The 18,212-nt window shown below is 32.0% G+C and carries 18 protein-coding genes; 9 read left to right on the plus strand and 9 right to left on the minus strand.

The window, feature by feature from the left end; translation table 11 throughout:
• Positions 1 to 35 precede the first annotated feature (35 nt).
• The 7 genes from B0M43_RS21675 to B0M43_RS21705 form a co-directional block, all read right to left on the minus strand.
• Positions 36 to 950, minus strand: coding sequence for a polysaccharide pyruvyl transferase family protein (locus B0M43_RS21675; protein WP_078005358.1), 915 nt, complete (start codon positions 948 to 950; stop codon positions 36 to 38).
• A 35-nt stretch (positions 951 to 985) separates the two neighbouring features.
• Positions 986 to 2,353, minus strand: a complete 1,368-nt coding sequence (locus B0M43_RS21680) for a lipopolysaccharide biosynthesis protein (protein ID WP_078005359.1) — start codon at positions 2,351 to 2,353, stop codon at positions 986 to 988.
• Positions 2,354 to 2,685: 332 nt separating this feature from the next.
• Positions 2,686 to 3,042, minus strand: a complete 357-nt coding sequence (locus B0M43_RS21685) for a hypothetical protein (RefSeq protein WP_065450389.1) — start codon at positions 3,040 to 3,042, stop codon at positions 2,686 to 2,688.
• A 132-nt stretch (positions 3,043 to 3,174) separates the two neighbouring features.
• Positions 3,175 to 4,131 (minus strand): GDP-L-fucose synthase, encoded by a 957-nt coding sequence (locus tag B0M43_RS21690; protein WP_078005360.1) that lies wholly within the window; start codon positions 4,129 to 4,131, stop codon positions 3,175 to 3,177.
• A gap of 2 nt (positions 4,132 to 4,133) precedes the next feature.
• Positions 4,134 to 5,249, minus strand: a complete 1,116-nt coding sequence (gene gmd / locus B0M43_RS21695) for a GDP-mannose 4,6-dehydratase (protein WP_078005361.1) — start codon at positions 5,247 to 5,249, stop codon at positions 4,134 to 4,136.
• A 103-nt stretch (positions 5,250 to 5,352) separates the two neighbouring features.
• On the minus strand, positions 5,353 to 6,357 hold the full coding sequence (locus tag B0M43_RS21700) for a mannose-1-phosphate guanylyltransferase (protein WP_065450392.1): 1,005 nt from the start codon (positions 6,355 to 6,357) through the stop codon (positions 5,353 to 5,355).
• Positions 6,354 to 6,782 (minus strand): adenylyltransferase/cytidyltransferase family protein, encoded by a 429-nt coding sequence (locus B0M43_RS21705; protein ID WP_065450393.1) that lies wholly within the window; start codon positions 6,780 to 6,782, stop codon positions 6,354 to 6,356. The genes B0M43_RS21700 and B0M43_RS21705 overlap by 4 nt, the downstream gene beginning before the upstream one ends.
• Before the next feature lie 519 nt (positions 6,783 to 7,301).
• On the opposite strand from B0M43_RS21705, the gene B0M43_RS21710 reads away from it, so the two are divergent.
• From B0M43_RS21710 to B0M43_RS21720, 3 genes are read left to right on the plus strand one after another with little or no spacing between them, the layout of a single operon-like run.
• A complete protein-coding gene (locus tag B0M43_RS21710) occupies positions 7,302 to 8,699 on the plus strand; it encodes a UDP-glucose 6-dehydrogenase (protein ID WP_065450395.1) in 1,398 nt (465 codons plus the stop codon).
• A gap of 54 nt (positions 8,700 to 8,753) precedes the next feature.
• Entirely contained in the window at positions 8,754 to 9,236 is a 483-nt protein-coding gene (locus B0M43_RS21715) for a UpxY family transcription antiterminator (RefSeq protein WP_078005362.1), read from the plus strand.
• A gap of 19 nt (positions 9,237 to 9,255) precedes the next feature.
• Positions 9,256 to 9,771 carry a phosphoheptose isomerase gene (locus B0M43_RS21720; RefSeq protein ID WP_078005363.1) on the plus strand — a complete coding sequence of 172 codons (516 nt, stop codon included), beginning with the start codon at positions 9,256 to 9,258 and terminating at the stop codon, positions 9,769 to 9,771.
• 84 nt (positions 9,772 to 9,855) lie between these two features.
• Here the strand turns inward: B0M43_RS21720 and B0M43_RS21725 are convergent, their stop codons facing one another.
• Positions 9,856 to 10,950 carry an AraC family transcriptional regulator gene (locus B0M43_RS21725; protein ID WP_168199976.1) on the minus strand — a complete coding sequence of 365 codons (1,095 nt, stop codon included), beginning with the start codon at positions 10,948 to 10,950 and terminating at the stop codon, positions 9,856 to 9,858.
• A gap of 477 nt (positions 10,951 to 11,427) precedes the next feature.
• On the opposite strand from B0M43_RS21725, the gene B0M43_RS21730 reads away from it, so the two are divergent.
• Entirely contained in the window at positions 11,428 to 11,679 is a 252-nt protein-coding gene (locus tag B0M43_RS21730; protein WP_065450399.1) for a helix-turn-helix domain-containing protein, read from the plus strand.
• 202 nt (positions 11,680 to 11,881) lie between these two features.
• Here B0M43_RS21730 and B0M43_RS21735 read toward each other — a convergent pair whose 3' ends face one another.
• Entirely contained in the window at positions 11,882 to 13,054 is a 1,173-nt protein-coding gene (locus B0M43_RS21735; protein WP_123921744.1) for an AraC family transcriptional regulator, read from the minus strand.
• Between the two features lie 374 nt (positions 13,055 to 13,428).
• Between B0M43_RS21735 and B0M43_RS21740 the strand changes: the two genes are divergently transcribed.
• From B0M43_RS21740 to B0M43_RS21760, 5 genes are all read left to right on the plus strand, one after another.
• Positions 13,429 to 13,626: a helix-turn-helix domain-containing protein gene (locus tag B0M43_RS21740; protein ID WP_065450401.1), complete on the plus strand. Its 198-nt coding sequence runs from the start codon at positions 13,429 to 13,431 to the stop codon at positions 13,624 to 13,626.
• A gap of 1,098 nt (positions 13,627 to 14,724) precedes the next feature.
• Positions 14,725 to 15,696 carry an AraC family transcriptional regulator gene (locus B0M43_RS21745; RefSeq protein WP_168199978.1) on the plus strand — a complete coding sequence of 324 codons (972 nt, stop codon included), beginning with the start codon at positions 14,725 to 14,727 and terminating at the stop codon, positions 15,694 to 15,696.
• A gap of 321 nt (positions 15,697 to 16,017) precedes the next feature.
• Positions 16,018 to 16,737 carry an alpha/beta fold hydrolase gene (locus B0M43_RS21750; protein ID WP_210418036.1) on the plus strand — a complete coding sequence of 240 codons (720 nt, stop codon included), beginning with the start codon at positions 16,018 to 16,020 and terminating at the stop codon, positions 16,735 to 16,737.
• 143 nt (positions 16,738 to 16,880) lie between these two features.
• Positions 16,881 to 17,141 carry a hypothetical protein gene (locus B0M43_RS21755; protein WP_078005367.1) on the plus strand — a complete coding sequence of 87 codons (261 nt, stop codon included), beginning with the start codon at positions 16,881 to 16,883 and terminating at the stop codon, positions 17,139 to 17,141.
• A gap of 261 nt (positions 17,142 to 17,402) precedes the next feature.
• A complete protein-coding gene (locus tag B0M43_RS21760; protein ID WP_078005368.1) occupies positions 17,403 to 18,164 on the plus strand; it encodes a phosphatase PAP2 family protein in 762 nt (253 codons plus the stop codon).
• Positions 18,165 to 18,212: the final 48 nt, after the last annotated feature.

An 18,212-nucleotide genomic window follows, 5' to 3' on the forward strand; every position in this document is an offset into this window, starting at 1 on the left:
AAAAATGAACTAGTTTTAAAACGCAGGTTCTTTGGTTAATAATTGCCTTTTTTTTCTATTAATGATTTTATATCCTGGACAAATTCGTCAGTAAGAGCCTGACTTTCTTTTAAGGCATCGGGATAAATTACAGCCTGAGAAATATCTTTGGCCAAATCTCCTGAAAACAAAACGGGCGGATATTTGTAAAAATCATACTTTTCGGATCTTGGGGCAAACAGTATACATTTCTTTTTCATTAAAATGCTCCAGTAAACGGCATGGTAACTATTGGTTAAAACCACTTCAGAGCTTCCTATAAAAGCAATCATTTCCTTTAATGAAGCGCTGTTTGTAATTTTATCGAATTCATGAATTTCCTGCGGAAGATGGTGCGGAACATCTTTATGTGCCACTACTCCAATATATCTCTTGACTGGATACTCCTGCTGTAATTCTGGTAAAGCACACGTAGCGCAAGGCACATAACGAAAATCATTGTATTTGAAATCGCGAACTGCAACCAAATCAAAAGCTTTGAAATCGACTTTTTTATTGATTTTTTGTTTTGCATTAGAATTGAATCCTGCGGACCATACTACTGCTTTTCCTGCTTTTTTTGCTGCTTTATTGATATTATAGTTCCATTCGGGCATTGCGTTAAGCAATCCGCCGCCGCCTACAAGTATTACGTCATTCTTTTTAATCAATGAGAAATCGACTCTATTTACATCGTGTACAATGCATTTGTATTGGTCAAATTCCGAGAGAAAATACTGGTAATAGCCACAAACTTTATCTCCGGTATTATTGGTAATATATCTGTGTATAAAATGAACAGTCGGGGTTGTTGTAACGTAATTTTGGTTCAATATTTTTGTGGTATATTTTTTTCCGGATCTCCAAATTTGGAACACGGTAAATAAATCGTACTTATTTACTAAAAGCCTGTAGGTATTTTTGATTGACATTTTTAAGGGTATTTAATTAGCCTCTTTACAAGCAATTAGTTCGCTGTAAAAGTTGCTTTACTTTTTTTTAAAATAAATTTTGCCTGATCCCATAATCCGGCATACATTTCTTTAAAGCTGATGTTAAGAAACTTATTGTTATTCCTTAATGTGTATACAAAAAGGGCAAATTCTGTAAGTACAAGTGCCAAAGGAATCAGGTTCATATTAGGTTCTATTTTTAGAAACACATAACACAATGCTACTCCGGCAACCTGAGAAATTAAAAATACTACCGTAAAGCGAACGTGGGTGTTGGTAGAAAGCGGGATGACACTTGACAATCCGGAAAGGCATGAAATCAAGAGTACAAACAACATTCCTATAAAGAAAACTTCATTGAATACTATGGCATGTTTGGTCCATTCCATATAAATTGTTTTTCCTGTAAATACCAGTAAAATAATGCATAATAAAGTAGCAGCAAATGTGATTACGAGTGATTTGTTGTAGATATTTAATATCGTTTTATAATCCTTTCTTCCGTAAGCTGCACAAATTTCAGGATTGATAGATGTGGACAACATATTCATCATCTGACGCAGAAAATTAACAAGCGTTCTTGTTGTGGTAAAAACAACCAGAAAAGTCCCGCCCAAAAGTACATTCACTACAAACACCATCCCCTGGCTGGAAACGGCCTGCCCTAACGGAAAAAACATAAAAGCAAGCGACGGTTTCATAATTGATTTAAAAACAGGTCCGTCAAAATTGCGCAGGTAAAGTCCTGATGCGAATGTTTTTCGGGAAGCAAAATGCTTAAACAAAATTCCTGCTATCGAAGGAATAAGATATATCGTAAGCATTAAAATAATATCCATTTTAAAAAAGATCCCACAAAACAGTATAATCAACTCAGCCATACGTATGAGGTTGTCTGCTACAATAACTACGTGAGTTCGTGATGTGGCCCTAAAAATACCATGGTACACTCTGCCATACATCATGGCAAAAACTTCGCACAAAAGTAAAACAAAGGCAACAGAGGTTTCTTTTTCTGTAAAGTGCTCTACTCCCAGCATTCCTTTAAACCCCCAAAGGGCGAAGATCAAAACAGATACTAAAAGAAATACACCAAATACAGATAAAACAAATAAGAAGGCATTCGTTTGCAATTTTAAGCAGGTATCATAATCCTTTTGATTGTACTTAATGACAAATTCATTGTTACTTGCCCGGTTGAGTCCCATATCGGTCATCGCAAAAAACGAGGAAAGAGCCGTAATTAATATCCAATCAGCATATTTATCAATTCCCCAGTACATAATAAACAAAGGAACCATTGCGATCTGGTTAAGAAAACTAACCCCCATTCCGAATATACTTGCCGCGAAATTTTTTACTATTGACTCATATACTGACATAATTGTGCGTAATTTTTAAGATTTTAAGATAGTCCTAAGACTAAAATGTAGTGTTGGCCGGCGGTTAGAGAAGAACAATAAAAAGACCCAAGAATAGTGTTATGCTTACTTATCATATAAGTACAACATCTGCATACAGTAACACCGTTTTTAATTATACCCCAAAACAATTAAAATAAAACTAGATCTTACCATGAAGAAAGATTGATCTGTGTGTTAATGCATGTCAGACTCTGTATCCATTGGGTCTTAATGTTCTTTATGATTTTTTGATTAAATTCTTTGATGATATTGAAACTCCATAGGGCAGTATTTTTGTGTGCAATTATCCATTAATTAAAATTGAATTTTTCATCAAAATATACACGCAGATCATCCCGATACCCCATTTTTGTTTCTAAGCAATCTAAGACCCCTATGTTTTTTATATTGGTAAACTTATTCAGGAATTTCGGGCAGTGATTGCAAATTAATAACTGAATTCCATGAGTATACAACCTAAACAAATCGATTAAATCATCTTCAGAATAAAGGACAAAAACAATCAGTGAAAGGTCTGTATTTATCTCATTTCCATAGATAATGGCCTTTTTATTACCCGTTAAAAACTTGATGTCTTTGAACTCATACTTTAAAAATCTCGAAAAATAATGAAAGTCATCAAAAACCAATACTTTACTTTGATTCATGTTTTTAAAAATTAAAAATTAATGTTTCATTAAAAATATTTGAAACTATTATTACTACTTCAATTGCTTTTCCGGAGATAAAAAAAATAAAAGTTCAGTATTATTTACTTCAGGTGCCTTTTTAAAATCAGACTAAAAAGAAACTTTTTTAACATTTTCTACATTGGCCAAAAACCAGTTGTAGGTTTCCTCAATTCCTTCTTCTAAAGCGACCTGATGTTTCCAGCCCAATTGATTCATTTTAGCACTATCCATTAATTTTCGTGGAGTTCCGTCTGGCTTTGTTGTATCCCATATAATTTCTCCGCGATGTCCAACAATTTGCTGTATTGTCCAGGCTAATTTTTCAATACTTAAATCTTCACCGGTTCCAACATTGTAGAGATAATCCGGAAGTTGATTTTCTAAAGCAAATACAACGGCCTGTGCCATATCATCTACAAAAAGAAATTCTCTTAGCGGTGTTCCTGTTCCCCAAAGTGTTACAGGCGAATGATCGTTTTCTTTAGCTTCATGAAATTTGCGTATCATAGCAGGTAAAACATGCGAACTTGTCAAATCAAAATTGTCGTGAATGCCGTATAAGTTAGTGGGCATGAGACTCACATAATCTTTTCCAAATTGTTTTCTGATGGCTTCGCAGGATTTAATTCCTGAAATCTTAGCCAGCGCATACCACTCATTAGTGGGTTCCAGGGAATCTGTCAGGAGATATTCTTCTAATAAGGGTTGCGGAGCCAGTTTAGGATAAATACAAGAGCTGCCTAAAAAAATAAACTTTTCTATTCCTGCATGCAAAGCAGTATCAATAAGATTATTCTGGATCTGCATGTTCTCCATAATAAATTGATACGGGTAATCTTTGTTTGCCAGAATCCCTCCTACTTTTGCTGCCGCATCAATAATGGCATCCGGTTTTTCTCTGGATATAAATGCTCTCACAGCTTCCTGATTGCGAAGGTCTAATTCCTCACTAGACTGACCTATTAGATTTGAATATCCTTTCTTTTCTAATGCTCTCCAAACTGCTGAGCCTACCATCCCGCGATGTCCGGCAATATATATCTTTGCTGTTTTATCTAAACCCATTTTTATTCGTAATAATTCATTGTTTGATATCCTGCTTCTTCCAGATGGTGATCTTTTTTCATTAATTTCACATCTGATTCCATCATATCGGTCACTAAATCCTGAAGATCATATTCCGGAGTCCAGCCTAGTTTGGTATTGGCCTTCGTGGCATCACCAATCAATAATTCGACTTCTGTTGGACGGAAATAACGAGGATTTACCGCCAAAACTTCTTTTCCTATTTCTATTTGATAATCCGGATTACGACAAACTGCGACATACGCTTTTTCATCTACATCAGTTCCTGTAAACGCTAATTCGATACCAACGTGAGCAAAACTCATTTTAACAAATTCGCGAACCGGAGTTGTAGTACCTGTTGCAATAACCCAATCTTCCGGCTCTTCTGCCTGAAGAATCATCCACATCATACGTACATAATCTTTAGCGTGTCCCCAATCTCTTTGTGCATCAAGATTTCCCAAATAAAATTTATCCTGCAATCCTAAGGCAATTCTGGAAACCGCGCGGGTAATTTTTCTGGTTACAAAGGTTTCTCCACGAATAGGAGATTCATGGTTGAATAAAATTCCGTTACAGGCATACATTCCATAAGCTTCTCTGTAATTAACCGTTATCCAGTAGGCGTACATTTTTGCAACAGCATACGGAGAACGAGGGTAAAAAGGCGTAGTTTCTGATTGTGGAACTTCTTGAACTTTTCCGTATAACTCAGATGTAGAAGCCTGATAAATACGGGTTTTCTTTTCTAATCCTAACAAACGAACTGCATCTAAAACCCTTAGTGTTCCTAAACCATCAGCGTTTCCTGTATATTCCGGTATTTCAAAAGAAACCTGAACATGACTCATTGCTGCCAGGTTATAAATCTCATCGGGCTGAATTTGCTGAATCAAACGAATTAAGTTCGTACTATCAGTCATGTCGCCATAATGCAATATAAATCGTTGATTATTTACATGCGGATCTTGATACAAATGATCAATACGATCTGTATTAAACAAAGAACTTCTTCTTTTTACGCCATGAACAATATAGTCTTTTTTTAATAAAAACTCACTTAAATAAGCTCCATCCTGACCAGTTACCCCTGTTATTAGTGCTACTTTAGCCATAATTATTTATCTTTTATTTTGTTTTGATTTTGTACTTTTCATCTTGTGCAGAGATGAATTCTGTTTTCTTTAAGTCCGGTGATTGTCAATACAAATTGCTGCGCTAAATCAAACAAGAACCTGATAACTCCAGCTGCTGATACACCTCTTTAACTTCTTGCGAATATTTTTTTTGTAAAACCAAAAGGGCATCAGGAGTATGAACCAATAAGCAATCTTCTAAACCTACAAAGGCCGTATGCACATCAGAACCAATTACAATATTTCCGTTAAGATCTGCTGAATGTCCGTTTTGCATCAAATAATCATATACCGCTTCAAAAGATCCTAAATCAGACCATTCGAAATGAGTAGCCACTACTTTTATATTTTTACTTCGCTCCATTACAGCGTAGTCTACACTGATAGAAGGTATTTGAAGCGATAATTCATAATTTAATAAACCATCGACATTATCCTGCCAAACCAGTTGGGCTCGCTTGTAAAGTTCCGGTTCCTGTACTTTTAACTCTTCTAAAAAGAAACCAGCTTTAAAACAGAACAAACCACTGTTCCACAAAAATCTTCCGCTTTCTGTAAAGGATATTGCTTTTTCTAAATTTGGTTTTTCATGAAATGCCAATACTGTATCTCCATCAAATTCAATATATCCATAGCCGGTTTCCGGTCTTAAAGGCTGTATCCCAAAAGTGACTAAAAAGTTATTTTTTGCTAATGCTATAGCCTGATCCAATCCTGCCTTATATTGTACTTCTCCTTCTATGATATGATCAGATGGTGTTACGATCAATATGTCATCCGGATCAGCATTGAATGCAGCAAAAGCAATTGCAGCAGCTGTATTTCTTGGAGTAGCTTCAATGATATGCGTAAAAGGAACGCCTAATTTTTTCATGACGTTCTCCGTCAAATGACTATTATCTCTGTTTCCAACCACTACAACATCATCTGCCACTGCGGCATTTCGTTCTAAAGTCAGTTCAAATAGCGATTTACCCTCAAATAAATCCAGATATTGTTTGGGCTGGCTTTTACGGGAAAGTGGCCAAAGCCTGCTTCCTACTCCTCCCGTTAGCACAACATGTATTATTTTATTTGTTGAATTCATATTTTCTCATTTAATAATTCAATCTGAAAAACCTCTCTGCGTAAATTAGAACTCGAAAAACGATGGTCTCTCGTATTGAAATAAAGTACAATACCTTTTTCTTCGCAATAGTTTCTGCCTGTAAAATCCCTTTCCTTATATTCATCACCTACAATGCGCACATCGATTTGAAAAGCTTTTAAGATATCTTCTAAATCCTGCTCTGTGGTATAAGGCACAATCTCATCTACAAACTTGCACGCCTTCAACTGAATGTAACGTTCTACAACTGTCTGCGTGGGTTTGTTTTTGGTAGGTCTGTCAATAGTTGGATCTGTTTGTAAGCCAACAATCAAATAATCACAATGTAATCTCGCTTCTTCAAGCATTTTCACATGACCCGCATGCAATAAATCAAAAGCACTAAAGGTTATTCCTGTTTTCATAATATTGGTTTTTTGCTTATAAATGAGTTCAAAAAATAAATCGGGCTGTAAAAGATATTTATACAAATATTTTAAAATTGAACAAGGGTTCCCCGTGAATAGTTACATTTTACTATCCCTAAAAAAAATAAAATTTATTATTTTTTTGACTTATTATGTTTGGAAAAAGTTGGAAAGTGACTACAAAAAAACGACTACCAACAAGGCAAAATTAACACAGACTCAGAATAATCGAAACTTAATTTAGTGGTTAAAAAGTCTTAATAAGGAATAATTACAATTGAAAAGAGCGCCTAAAGAAATAAAACACAATTAATTTCACTTACCTATATATTAAATCTATTTGCAACAAAAACAAACTGTTAAAGTGTATTTAACTGCACAAAACAAAATCTTACAAATAATTAATATTCAATAATTTACAATTAATATACCGCTATACTATTAATAGGTATTTAAAGAAAAGTCAAGTATCAATAAATATTAATTTAACATTCAAAGAAGAACAGATAAAATATTATGAAAACTAAAATTACTAAAATCTGCTGTATCGGTGCTGGTTATGTTGGTGGACCCACCATGGCAGTAATTGCTAAAAAATGTCCACACATACAAGTAACAGTTGTTGACTTAAATACAGAACGCATAGCGGCCTGGAATGATAAGGATGTAGCCAATATTCCAATTTACGAGCCAGGGCTTAGTGCTATTGTAGAGGAAGCCAGAGGAAGAAACTTATTTTTCTCTACCGATGTTGAAAAAGCGATAGAAGAAGCCCAGATTATTTTTATCTCAGTAAATACGCCAACGAAAACGTATGGAAAAGGAAAAGGAAAAGCAGCCGATTTAAAATATATTGAACTTTGCGCCAGACAAATCGCCAAAATTTCAAAAGATGATAAAATTGTGGTAGAGAAATCTACTCTGCCGGTACGAACTGCTGAGGCTATCAAAAGTATTCTGGACAACACCGGAAACGGAGTGCAATTTCAAATTTTATCCAATCCTGAATTCCTGGCAGAAGGAACAGCTGTTACTGATTTATTACATCCGGACCGAATTTTAATAGGTGGCGAAACCACTCCTGAAGGACAAGAAGCAATTGAGGCATTAGTTGATGTTTACAAAAATTGGGTTCCCGAAGAAAAAATATTAACCACAAATGTATGGTCTTCAGAATTGTCTAAACTAACTGCCAATGCTTTCCTGGCACAGCGCATTTCGTCGATAAACGCTTTATCTGAACTTTGCGAAAAAACCGGTGCTGATGTTAATGAAGTAGCAAAAGCGATTGGAATGGACAGCCGAATTGGTTCTAAATTTCTAAAAGCATCAGTTGGATTTGGAGGTTCTTGTTTTCAAAAAGACATTTTAAACTTAGTTTATATCGCAAAATCATACGGATTAAATGAAGTGGCTGATTATTGGGAGCAGGTTATTATTATGAACGATTATCAGAAAAAAAGATTCTCGACCAAAATAACACAAACTTTATATAATACGGTTGCCGATAAAAAAATAACATTCTTTGGCTGGGCTTTCAAAAAAGATACGAATGATACCAGAGAATCGGCAGCTATTTATGTTGCAGATGATCTAATCTCAGAACAGGCTAAAATTGCAGTTTATGATCCTAAAGTAAGCAGAGAAAAAATACTGGCCGATTTAGATTATTTAAAAACCAGATCGCAGGAAGAAAACAAAGCAAGCCTGGGTTCTTACCAAAATCCTTATGAAGCTTGTCAGGAATCACATGCCATTGCAGTGCTCACAGAATGGGACGAATTTAAGACTTATGACTGGCAAAAAATATACGATTCGATGCTAAAACCGGCTTTTGTATTTGATGGCAGAAATATTTTGAATAAAACAGAACTGGAATCTATTGGTTTCATTTATCAGGCAATTGGTTCTTAAAGTGGTATAAAAAAGACTAAAAATCATCTTGTACAATCCAAAAACATATATAAAATGAACTGGTACGTTATCTATACAAAACCAAAATGGGAAAAAAGAGTTGCTGACCAACTCACGCAGTTGGGCGTAAACTGCTATTGTCCTTTAATAAAAACTACAAAGCAATATTCAGACAGAAAAAAAACGCTTGAGGTACCGCTTTTTAGTAACTATGTATTTGTTCAATTGGCTGATAAAGACCGAAATTTAGTTTTTTTATCACGGGGAGCCATCCGGTATTTATACTGGCTAGGAAAACATGCCATTGTAAAAGATAAAGAAATCAGCACTATAAAAGAGTGGCTTACTGAAAACGCCGCTATTAGTATTAGCCAATACAATGTAGGCGAAACGATTAAAGTAAATTCAGGCCCTTTTTTAAATCATGATGCTGTAATCAAAGAAGTAACTAATTCTCACTATGTCCTGATTTTAGAATCTTTGGGATGTGTCTTAAAAATTAAGCACAAAGCCGCAGAAATTAAGATCGCGATTTAATAAAAATGAAATAAAAAAAATGGATTTTAATTTATCTAAAGAAACAGACAAGGATACAATATTTAAAAAGATCGCTTCATTTTTGGAAGACCAAAATTTTAAAGTAGTACAACAGGATAACACAAGACCATGGGGAGGTTTTTTTGTAATAGATGAAAAACAAGCACAAGCTTTTGCAGCGCAATTTTTTCCGCATTTAGAAATGTCCGAAATTGAGATTACCAATAAGTTGAGCCCAAAAATTTTAATTGTCGCACCTAATAAACGATTGTCCTGGCAATATCATTTTAGGAGAGCCGAAATCTGGACCATTCTTTCTGGTCCTGTTGGTGTAAAAACAAGTGATACTGATGAAGAAAAAGAACTTCAAATACTTGATCCGGGTCAATTTATTCAAATGAATAAAGGAGAACGCCATCGTTTGACAGGCTTGGATTCCTGGGGAATTGTTGCTGAAATCTGGCAGCATACTGATCCGGATCACCCTTCTGATGAAGATGACATCGTTCGCTTACAAGACGATTTTGGAAGATAATGCAAACGACTAAAAAATACAAAGCCATAAATCTTAAACTCTTAAAGATTTATGGCTTTATATTTCTAAGAAAGAATGTCGTAATTATTTCTTTTTAATGTAAATCTGCGGAGAGATTCCTGTCACTTCCTTAAAGGTTGTATAAAACGGACTATAAGATGAAAATCCTACTTTACTGGCTAAAGATTCTATAGTGTTTGACTGTAAATAACCTTTTTCTATTAATTGTAATGCATCGTGTATTCGTACTATTTTTTTAAATTCAGTAAAGCTTACTCTTGAAAGATACTTGAAAACAAATGTCAAATGACTTTTGGGTATTTTAAGTCTATTCGCCATATCATTGAGCGATGCATTTGGGTTTCGAAAAATTTCGTGCTTAAAAACCAATTTTTCAATATCGTGAATATAGCTGCTTGTATATTTGGCAATTTTTGCACCTAGCGCTTTGTCCTGAACATTAGTAATGCCTTCTAAAGAATCTAAAATCCATAAATCTTTTAAAATAAAATTAGATTTGTCATGCTCTTTTACTTTGTCCTGCATGACAGTATAACCATACAATATTTCCGGAGTAAATAATATTTTAAAATACATGATGTTCAGCAATAATGCCGGAAAAAATTTGTAGTTATTTAATTCAAGATTATTTACAGATTTCAAATTCAGTGAAATAACGACAATCAGGTGAAAAACAATTAAAGAGTATAAATAAAAAATAAAAAACGCCCATTGCTTTACTATTCTATTTTGTTTAATGTTCACAAGATCCAGTTCTTTATTCCAGATTTTATTTTTTAAGAATATATAAATAATTGTAGTATAGTAAATGACATAAGCCTCAAACAAAATCGAAAAAAATAACTTAATGGTGAATAACGGTACCGATTCAATCAGTAATCGCCTGGCAAGTAAATTTAATACCACTAAAAATACCGGAAAAATAAAATGCACCAACTCCTTATAGTTGAATTTTTTACTGTCTTTATCAATATTAATAAAAAACAAATACATTGCCGGAATAATTACAATTAGAAAGGGATAATACGCATTATGCCCCTTTGCAGTTAGACACAAAATATTAAAACCGTCCAAACCTTTGAATAAAAAATTAAGAGCAAGTAACTTAAAAGAGAGTAATAAATAAATGTTTAATAATTTATTGTATTTAAACTGCATTATTATAATTATAAAACAGATTAGTCCAAGTAATCCTGAAAATAGATAAAAAAGGTTTATCAGCATTTTTTTGTGTGGTTTTTTTGAATGAAATTTGTTTTTTCTTCAATGTAATAAATTTTATTACGGTTTAAATGTAATAAACTTTATCAACTGAATATTTGATTTTATTTTATAATTCTAGTAATCAAACACTAGCTTAGTTTTTTTGCAATAAAAAACGCCATTCAATTCGTTTTATGAATATATATCCCAAAATTAACAAAAAGCATGTCGATTATTTTGTTTTTCCTTAAATAGTCATGTTTATAAAAGTTTTTCGAAATAAAAAACTTTTTTTTTACTATTAAGTCTTTAACAAGTGTTAAAATGTCCTTTATTAGGAATTAAAGTTACAGTTGTAACGAAAAAAAAAAAACGAAATATTTACTTTTGGAATTAATGTAGCTAAAGTAAGTTAATTACAAGTTTTAAGAGATGAATCCTGCAGTGTACAAGAATATAAAAAAAATAAGAGAATTAAAAAACCTAACCCGGGACCATGTGGCCGATGAGCTTAAAATGAGTACCAGCGGTTATGGGAAAATTGAGCGTGGAGAAGTTGATTTAACTGTATCCAAATTAGAAAAAATAGCAGAAGTTTTAGATGTGTCAATTGAGTTTATTTTTAGATTTGATGTTTCGCTTTTTTTTGAAAACAAAACAAATAGAAGAAAAGACCTATTTTAAATAACATCTGCAAGTTATTTCCGCCAATGTCATAACTAATCTATGGTATTTAGAGCACAAAAAAGACAAATACGCTCTACGGCTATAACATTAATTTTAAAAGTACTAAAAAACAACTCTGAGTTATAATTTACAACTTATAGTGCTCCCAAATAAAAACAATTTCATTTCTTGTCGTTGCAAAACTTATTTCAAATTGTCATTATTTGTTAGCTCTGACTAAGTTATAATAATCCAAAGGCGTATTTCCAGTGTATTTTTTAAAACTTCTGTAAAACGGATCATAAGAAGCAAACCCAACTTCTTTACTTAAATAATTAAGTGTGTTAGTTTGCAGATAATTATTTTTTATCAGGACAGTGGCGTGGTGTATTTTTATTATTTTTTTTAATTCTATGAAGGTAACAGTTGAATGGTATTTGAATATATAATTTAAATGGCTTTTGGGGATTTTTAATTTATTTGACAAATTTTTAATTTTTACATCTGACTGAATAAAAAAATCATCATTAAGAATAAGAGATTCAATTTCCTTAATATAATCAGGTAAGCTACTATCTATTTTCGCTTTCAAAACCTGATCCTGCAGGCTATTAGGGATATTTGTATTCGAAAGAATCCAAATCGAATTAAATTTTAAAGGAGTATCTCCCTCTTCGTTGATTTTATTTTTCAAATGTGTATATCCATAAAATATCTCAGGGCAGCATACTATTTTACAGCATACTATTAGTAGTGTGACACAACTTACCGGCTGGTATATCGCATCTGTTTCTGTAAGATCCTTGAACCAATACAATATCAATGGCGCAAATGCCATTATAATGATTTCAAGATAAATAAATTTTGTCCATTTAGATATCCACGTATTTCTAAACTGATGATGATTATCGCCTTTTTTATCAAATATGTTTTTATATAAAATCATCGAGCAGAGATAAACATACAGCAATACAAATACACCAAAAAAGTAGTATACAATATTATCATTAAAATAAAAATAGAAGGATTTATCCAAGGGGTAGCTTTTGAAAAGTATCACCACAAAATACGTTAATGGAAAAATAGCATGAAGTAAAACACTATTGATGGTTACGTTACTTTCCTTACTAAACAATTTTCTAAAGTAGATATAAACTATCGGTAATATTACTATCGAAATACTCGATTCAAAATAAAAATTAGTAAATATTGCTTTTTGAAAGAAGAGAAGATTTAAACCCATCCCTAATTGGATCAAAGAAACCAACATCATAAATACAATAAAATAAATATTTATGGCTTGATTGGATTTATAATTTTTTAGTATAATGGATGAAACTGTAGTTCCAAATATTCCGGTAATAAATGAAAGAAGAATCAAATGGATTTCCACAAAAACGAGTAATTAGATGATGTGTAAATTTAAAAAAAATATGCCTAAACGTAAATTTATAATTCGTTAATGTTTTAATAATTTAATGACTTTACTATTTAATTATTTTCTTAAAAAAGGGAAATAAAATACTGCAAATCAATCATTTATTTTGTGCTATCATTAATTTTTATTTTTTATCTTTAGGTTTTCAATTTTATCCTTTTAATTAAGCTTTTCTAATTTTACAAAACATGCTGAAAATTTGAAATGTTTAATTTAAACCAAAGTAGTTTATTACAGTGTTTTTTGATCATAATTTTAATAAATAGATTTGCTGCAAGTTGTTATAGACAATGATTTAAGTATTAATTTTTTAATTCATTTTAAGTAATATGGTTGGTATAAAAATTAAAGAAATTAGAGAACGAAATAAGTTAACCAGAGAATACGTTGCTATTCAAATGGAGATGTCGCTAAGTCAATACAGTAAAATTGAAACAGAAAACGTTGATTTAAAATTATCAAAACTTGATAAACTCGTAAAGATTATAGGAGCAAAAAAAAGTGAACTTTTTTCAGGCAGAACATAATAAAATTACTTTCTTTCTTTTTTATCTCTTCTGATAAAAAAGAATATAAAACAATCTGACACCAGAATTTAAGGATTATTGATTTGTTTTTACTTAACATTTTACTCCTGTTCAATTTACTATTCTCGTCGCATATTCATTTTTTTAATCCTCAAAAAATAAAATCTTTCATTTTCTATGATCATGATCCAGTATGCTGTTTATTGTTTACAGGTATTGATAATGAAAAGTAATATTGAAGGATATTAGTCTAAATGCATAGGATAATTACAAATATCTTCTTCGATATTAAGATCAAAAAAACAGAAAATCATTTTTGATCTAATTGTAAAAAGCAATTGTTTTTTTGGGCTTTCAAAAAAACATTTAAAAATTGATTTTAACTAAATTGAAACTTAAAGTTATTGCAAAAGCGTTTAAAAAACATGTTTTTCAGTTTCGTAAAAACGACGGAAACCATGAGTTGGCTCAAGGTTTTAATACTTTCAATAAAAAAAGGGGATAATCAAAATAGATTATCTCCTTAAAACTAGCAAAATCAAATATTTATAAACAAAAAAACGTCCAAAAATATTAAATACATTTTTGGAGGTTTTGGTAAACTTAGAAGGAGTGAATTCCAACCTTTTATTTGAAGATTTAAAAATTTTAGCCGACTCTTTTGAGGATATTTTGTGATGCAATGAAGTAAAACTAATCATTCGCTAAATGTAATAAAATATAACTGGTTAAACTTTCGATATGATTTTTCCTCTTATGCAAATATATTGATTTCCATTTTTAAGATGTCTCAAAAATAAAATTATCCATGGTAATTTAAGCAGAAATTCAATTTCATCGTGAAGTGAAAATGGTTATAAATAATATGGTAATTTTGTTGTTTTCAAAAACATTTAACATATATTCTTATTTTTTTAAATGGATCAACTAATCAGCTTTTTTGTTGCGGGTACAACTTTATTACTTGCATTTTTAATCTTTGCAAATATTAATCACTCCAACTGCAAGGCTAGTCGATGGTTTGGTTCTTTTATTTTGTGCATTTTCATTATTCAGTTTAATGACTTATTAGAAAAAACTCAGTTTTTAAAAACCAGAATGCTCATAAACGATTTTCTGGGGATAACGGATTTTATTATCGCTCCGGTTTTTTACTTTAGTATAATTTATTTCATTAGACCTAATAGAAAATGGCGCGTAAAAGATAATTTTCATTTTGCATTTGCTTTTCTAATGCTACTTTTAATTTTAATTTCACTCCTGATTGAGGTACCAGCCCCAACAACAGCTGATAGAAAAAATGCCGAAATTATTGTTTTTGTTTTTGACTTATTTTTTTGTCTTCAGGTTATTTTATATTGTATTTCGTCTTATAAAGAAATTGTTGCATATCAAAAGCATCTGTTTCTGTATACTTCTAATACAGAAACAATCAACTTAAAATGGTTACAGAAAGTAGTCATTTGTATATTGATTGTAACTGGGCTCTGGTTGATTGACAACGTCTTTAAAATAGCAAATAATAATTATCTATTTGATCATTTTGCCAGTCTGATTTATCTGGTCGGGATTTTTTTTATTGCTTATTTTTCTTTAAAGCAAAAAGATTTTATCCCGCTTAACAAACAAGAAAAAGAAGAAATCGACATCATTATAATTGAGACTTCGAATTCAGAAGTAAGCCAGAAAAAACTAATCTCTGACGCGTATCTACAAGAAATAAAATCTTGTTTGATTCTGGTAATGGAAAACAAAAAGCCTTTTTTGGATCCTGAATTAAGCTTATTCAAATTAGCTTCTCAATTAGAGATTTCATCTCATATACTTTCTTACGTCATTAATAAAGGTTTTAATGAAAATTTTTATCAATTTATAAATAGGTACCGCATCGAAGAGGCAAAAAAAATGATGCTGCATCCTGGCATGCAACATTTAAGTTTAATAGGAATTGCTTTTGAGGTTGGATTCAATTCTAAAACAGTTTTTAATACTACTTTTAAGAAAACAACCAATCAAACCCCTTCTCAGTTTAAAAAAACAAATCTTGCTTTGGTACAAATTGTTTTATAATATTTGACTTTTTATGCAAATATTAAATTTGCAGCCTGGAATTTGTTTGTAAATAGGTTCGGATTCATAAATCCGAACTTTCGGGTGCTCAGTAATATTGATATTTGTATCGAAGTTACCTTAAAAGAAACTAAAATAATACTGATGATCTTAAAAAACGCACCCAAAAAATTAAATCTAAAAAAAGTCAATGCAATTAGAAAATTATTTTTCTTTATAACAGCTATTTCTTCTCTCAGTCTTACCTCCTGCTCTGATGACGATAAAAATCGCAATTCAGAATATACTGGTACTGAAGTAGAGTTAGGAACACATAAATTAATGGCTTACTCAGTATCTAAAAGTTCAGAATACTTAGTTGTTTTTGAATCTGGTCTCGGGAATGATCATACATCCTGGTATAGTACCGGAAAATCCTCAGAGATTGTATCCATATCTAATACTTTAGATTCTGATATTTTATTATACGATAGAGCCGGTTACGGAAAATCAGAATCTGGCACTAATACGCCCAGAGACATCAATAAATTAAGAAGTGAGCTTGAAGTGGTTATTGATAAATTTGCAAACGGTAGAAAAGTACTGCTTGTAGGACACTCATTGGGAGGATTGATCATTAGGGATTTTGCTGTAAAAAATCCAGAGAAAGTTGCTGGATTAGTATTTGTTGATGCTTCTCATGAAAAGTATAACCATTTTTCGCAGAGTCAGATAGACTCCCTATATAACGCTTTTAAGGCCGATTATGGCGCTAATTCAGGAATAGCATTAGAAACCCTGCAATTAATCGAGGATTTCAGATACATGAAAGGACTGCCTAATTTACCTGACGTTCCAGTTATTGCAATAAATAGTATGAAAATTGATGCTGAACATGATATGACCGATAGACAACTATGGTACGATGCACAGGAATCACTGAAGGCCGGAGTGACTGATTTCACCCATATAACAACAATAAAGTCAGGACATTTTATCCAGCTTGATGAACCTGAACTGGTCTTAGCTAAGATCAAACTATTGTTGTCAAAACTACCTTGAAAAGTTAGAATTCATTAAAACTGAAGAATCTGTCATACAGCAGTTTTCAGTAAAATCCAGCAACATTTTTGTAACAGCCTTTACAAAGGTTCTGTCGCATCTATGACTAAGTTTTATCTTTAGTTTTTCAAAACTAATAAAAAATGAACACTAAAGTTCATTGTTATCCAAAATACGTAATCCTTCAGACAGTGTATTATGCCATAATAAAGGTTGAATTATGGTCTTCATGTGCAAACTATGTGCAAACATTTTATAAAAAAGATGATAAAGAACAATTTCATTTTTCGGGAATTGCAGAAAACAAAAAAGCCACTCGATTGAATGGCTTTTTAAGTGAACTTAGAAGGAGTGAACACGAACCTATTACTGGAAGATTTGAAACTATTAGCCGATTCTCTTGAGTGTTTATTATGATATATAAGATAGTAAAATAAGGCATTAACTAAAATTTAATAAAATAGATACTAGTTAACGTTCTACGTAATTTTTCTTTATATATTCATAAATCCAATTGTGCCCAGATAATATTATTTCCAAAAAATATTGATCCGTATTTACAATTAATTAAATTTACTATTCACATTTTTAAATTGCGTAAAAAATTGTGATACTTTTAAATACTTAATTATCAATATACTATTGCAATAACAAAACAAAATTTGATGAGAAAAACAATCATCCTTATTATTTTACAGTTTTTGGTTTATTCAGCTTCAGGGCAAAATACCTTTTCTAAGGATTCTATAATAAATGACACCGTTAAAAATATCAGATTCAATTATAAACAACTTATTATTCCAGGCGTTTTAATAGGATATGGTTTTTGGGGTGCTGAAAGCGGCCAGATAAAAAGTTTTAACTTTCAAATCCGCGACGAATTTACAGAGGACATTGATAAAAAGGTTACAATAGATGATTTTTCGAGATATGTTCCTGCGGTTTCTGTTTATGCGCTTAATGCGTTCGGAGTCAAAGGAAAAAACAATATGCGCGACCGTTCTGTAATTTTGGCGACTTCAACAATTTTAACTGTAGGATCTGTTTTTGCCTTGAAGTCAGTTACTAATGTAGAACGCCCGGATGGATCTTCCAACAATTCATTTCCATCAGGACATACCGCTATCGCTTTTGCAGGGGCTGAATTTTTATATCAGGAATATAAGGATAAATCAATATGGTATGGCGTAGCGGGGTATGCCGTTGCTGCCGGTACTGGAATATTTCGAATGTACAACAACAGGCACTGGCTTACAGATGTAGCAGCTGGTGCAGGAATTGGAATTCTGAGTACCAAAATTGCCTACTGGATGAATCCCTATATTACAAGGAAATTATTTCATGGTGAACAAAATAAATCGACATCTTTTATAGCCCCGTCATACGATGGTAAGAATTTTACAATCTGCTATTTTAAAACATTTTAGGATGATTAATTTCAATAAAGAGCCCTTTTATTCAGTTTTTCTTCAGAA

The sequence above is a fragment of the Flavobacterium sp. KBS0721 genome (assembly GCF_002007065.3).
In the GTDB taxonomy this organism is placed as follows: domain Bacteria; phylum Bacteroidota; class Bacteroidia; order Flavobacteriales; family Flavobacteriaceae; genus Flavobacterium; species Flavobacterium piscis.

Excerpts from the sequence above, each read along its gene's own strand:
- B0M43_RS21725 (WP_168199976.1), bottom strand. The coding sequence starts at position 10,950 with ATGCAGTTTAAATACAATAAATTATTAAACATTTATTTATTACTCTCT.
- B0M43_RS21720 (WP_078005363.1), top strand. The coding sequence starts at position 9,256 with ATGGATTTTAATTTATCTAAAGAAACAGACAAGGATACAATATTTAAA.
- B0M43_RS21705 (WP_065450393.1), bottom strand. The coding sequence starts at position 6,782 with ATGAAAACAGGAATAACCTTTAGTGCTTTTGATTTATTGCATGCGGGT.
- B0M43_RS21745 (WP_168199978.1), top strand. The coding sequence starts at position 14,725 with ATGCTCATAAACGATTTTCTGGGGATAACGGATTTTATTATCGCTCCG.
- gmd (WP_078005361.1), bottom strand. The coding sequence starts at position 5,249 with ATGGCTAAAGTAGCACTAATAACAGGGGTAACTGGTCAGGATGGAGCT.
- B0M43_RS21715 (WP_078005362.1), top strand. The coding sequence starts at position 8,754 with ATGAACTGGTACGTTATCTATACAAAACCAAAATGGGAAAAAAGAGTT.
- B0M43_RS21755 (WP_078005367.1), top strand. The coding sequence starts at position 16,881 with ATGAACACTAAAGTTCATTGTTATCCAAAATACGTAATCCTTCAGACA.
- B0M43_RS21700 (WP_065450392.1), bottom strand. The coding sequence starts at position 6,357 with ATGAATTCAACAAATAAAATAATACATGTTGTGCTAACGGGAGGAGTA.
- B0M43_RS21710 (WP_065450395.1), top strand. The coding sequence starts at position 7,302 with ATGAAAACTAAAATTACTAAAATCTGCTGTATCGGTGCTGGTTATGTT.
- B0M43_RS21750 (WP_210418036.1), top strand. The coding sequence starts at position 16,018 with ATGGCTTACTCAGTATCTAAAAGTTCAGAATACTTAGTTGTTTTTGAA.
- B0M43_RS21730 (WP_065450399.1), top strand. The coding sequence starts at position 11,428 with ATGAATCCTGCAGTGTACAAGAATATAAAAAAAATAAGAGAATTAAAA.
- B0M43_RS21680 (WP_078005359.1), bottom strand. The coding sequence starts at position 2,353 with ATGTCAGTATATGAGTCAATAGTAAAAAATTTCGCGGCAAGTATATTC.
- B0M43_RS21685 (WP_065450389.1), bottom strand. The coding sequence starts at position 3,042 with ATGAATCAAAGTAAAGTATTGGTTTTTGATGACTTTCATTATTTTTCG.
- B0M43_RS21740 (WP_065450401.1), top strand. The coding sequence starts at position 13,429 with ATGGTTGGTATAAAAATTAAAGAAATTAGAGAACGAAATAAGTTAACC.
- B0M43_RS21675 (WP_078005358.1), bottom strand. The coding sequence starts at position 950 with ATGTCAATCAAAAATACCTACAGGCTTTTAGTAAATAAGTACGATTTA.
- B0M43_RS21690 (WP_078005360.1), bottom strand. The coding sequence starts at position 4,131 with ATGGGTTTAGATAAAACAGCAAAGATATATATTGCCGGACATCGCGGG.
- B0M43_RS21760 (WP_078005368.1), top strand. The coding sequence starts at position 17,403 with ATGAGAAAAACAATCATCCTTATTATTTTACAGTTTTTGGTTTATTCA.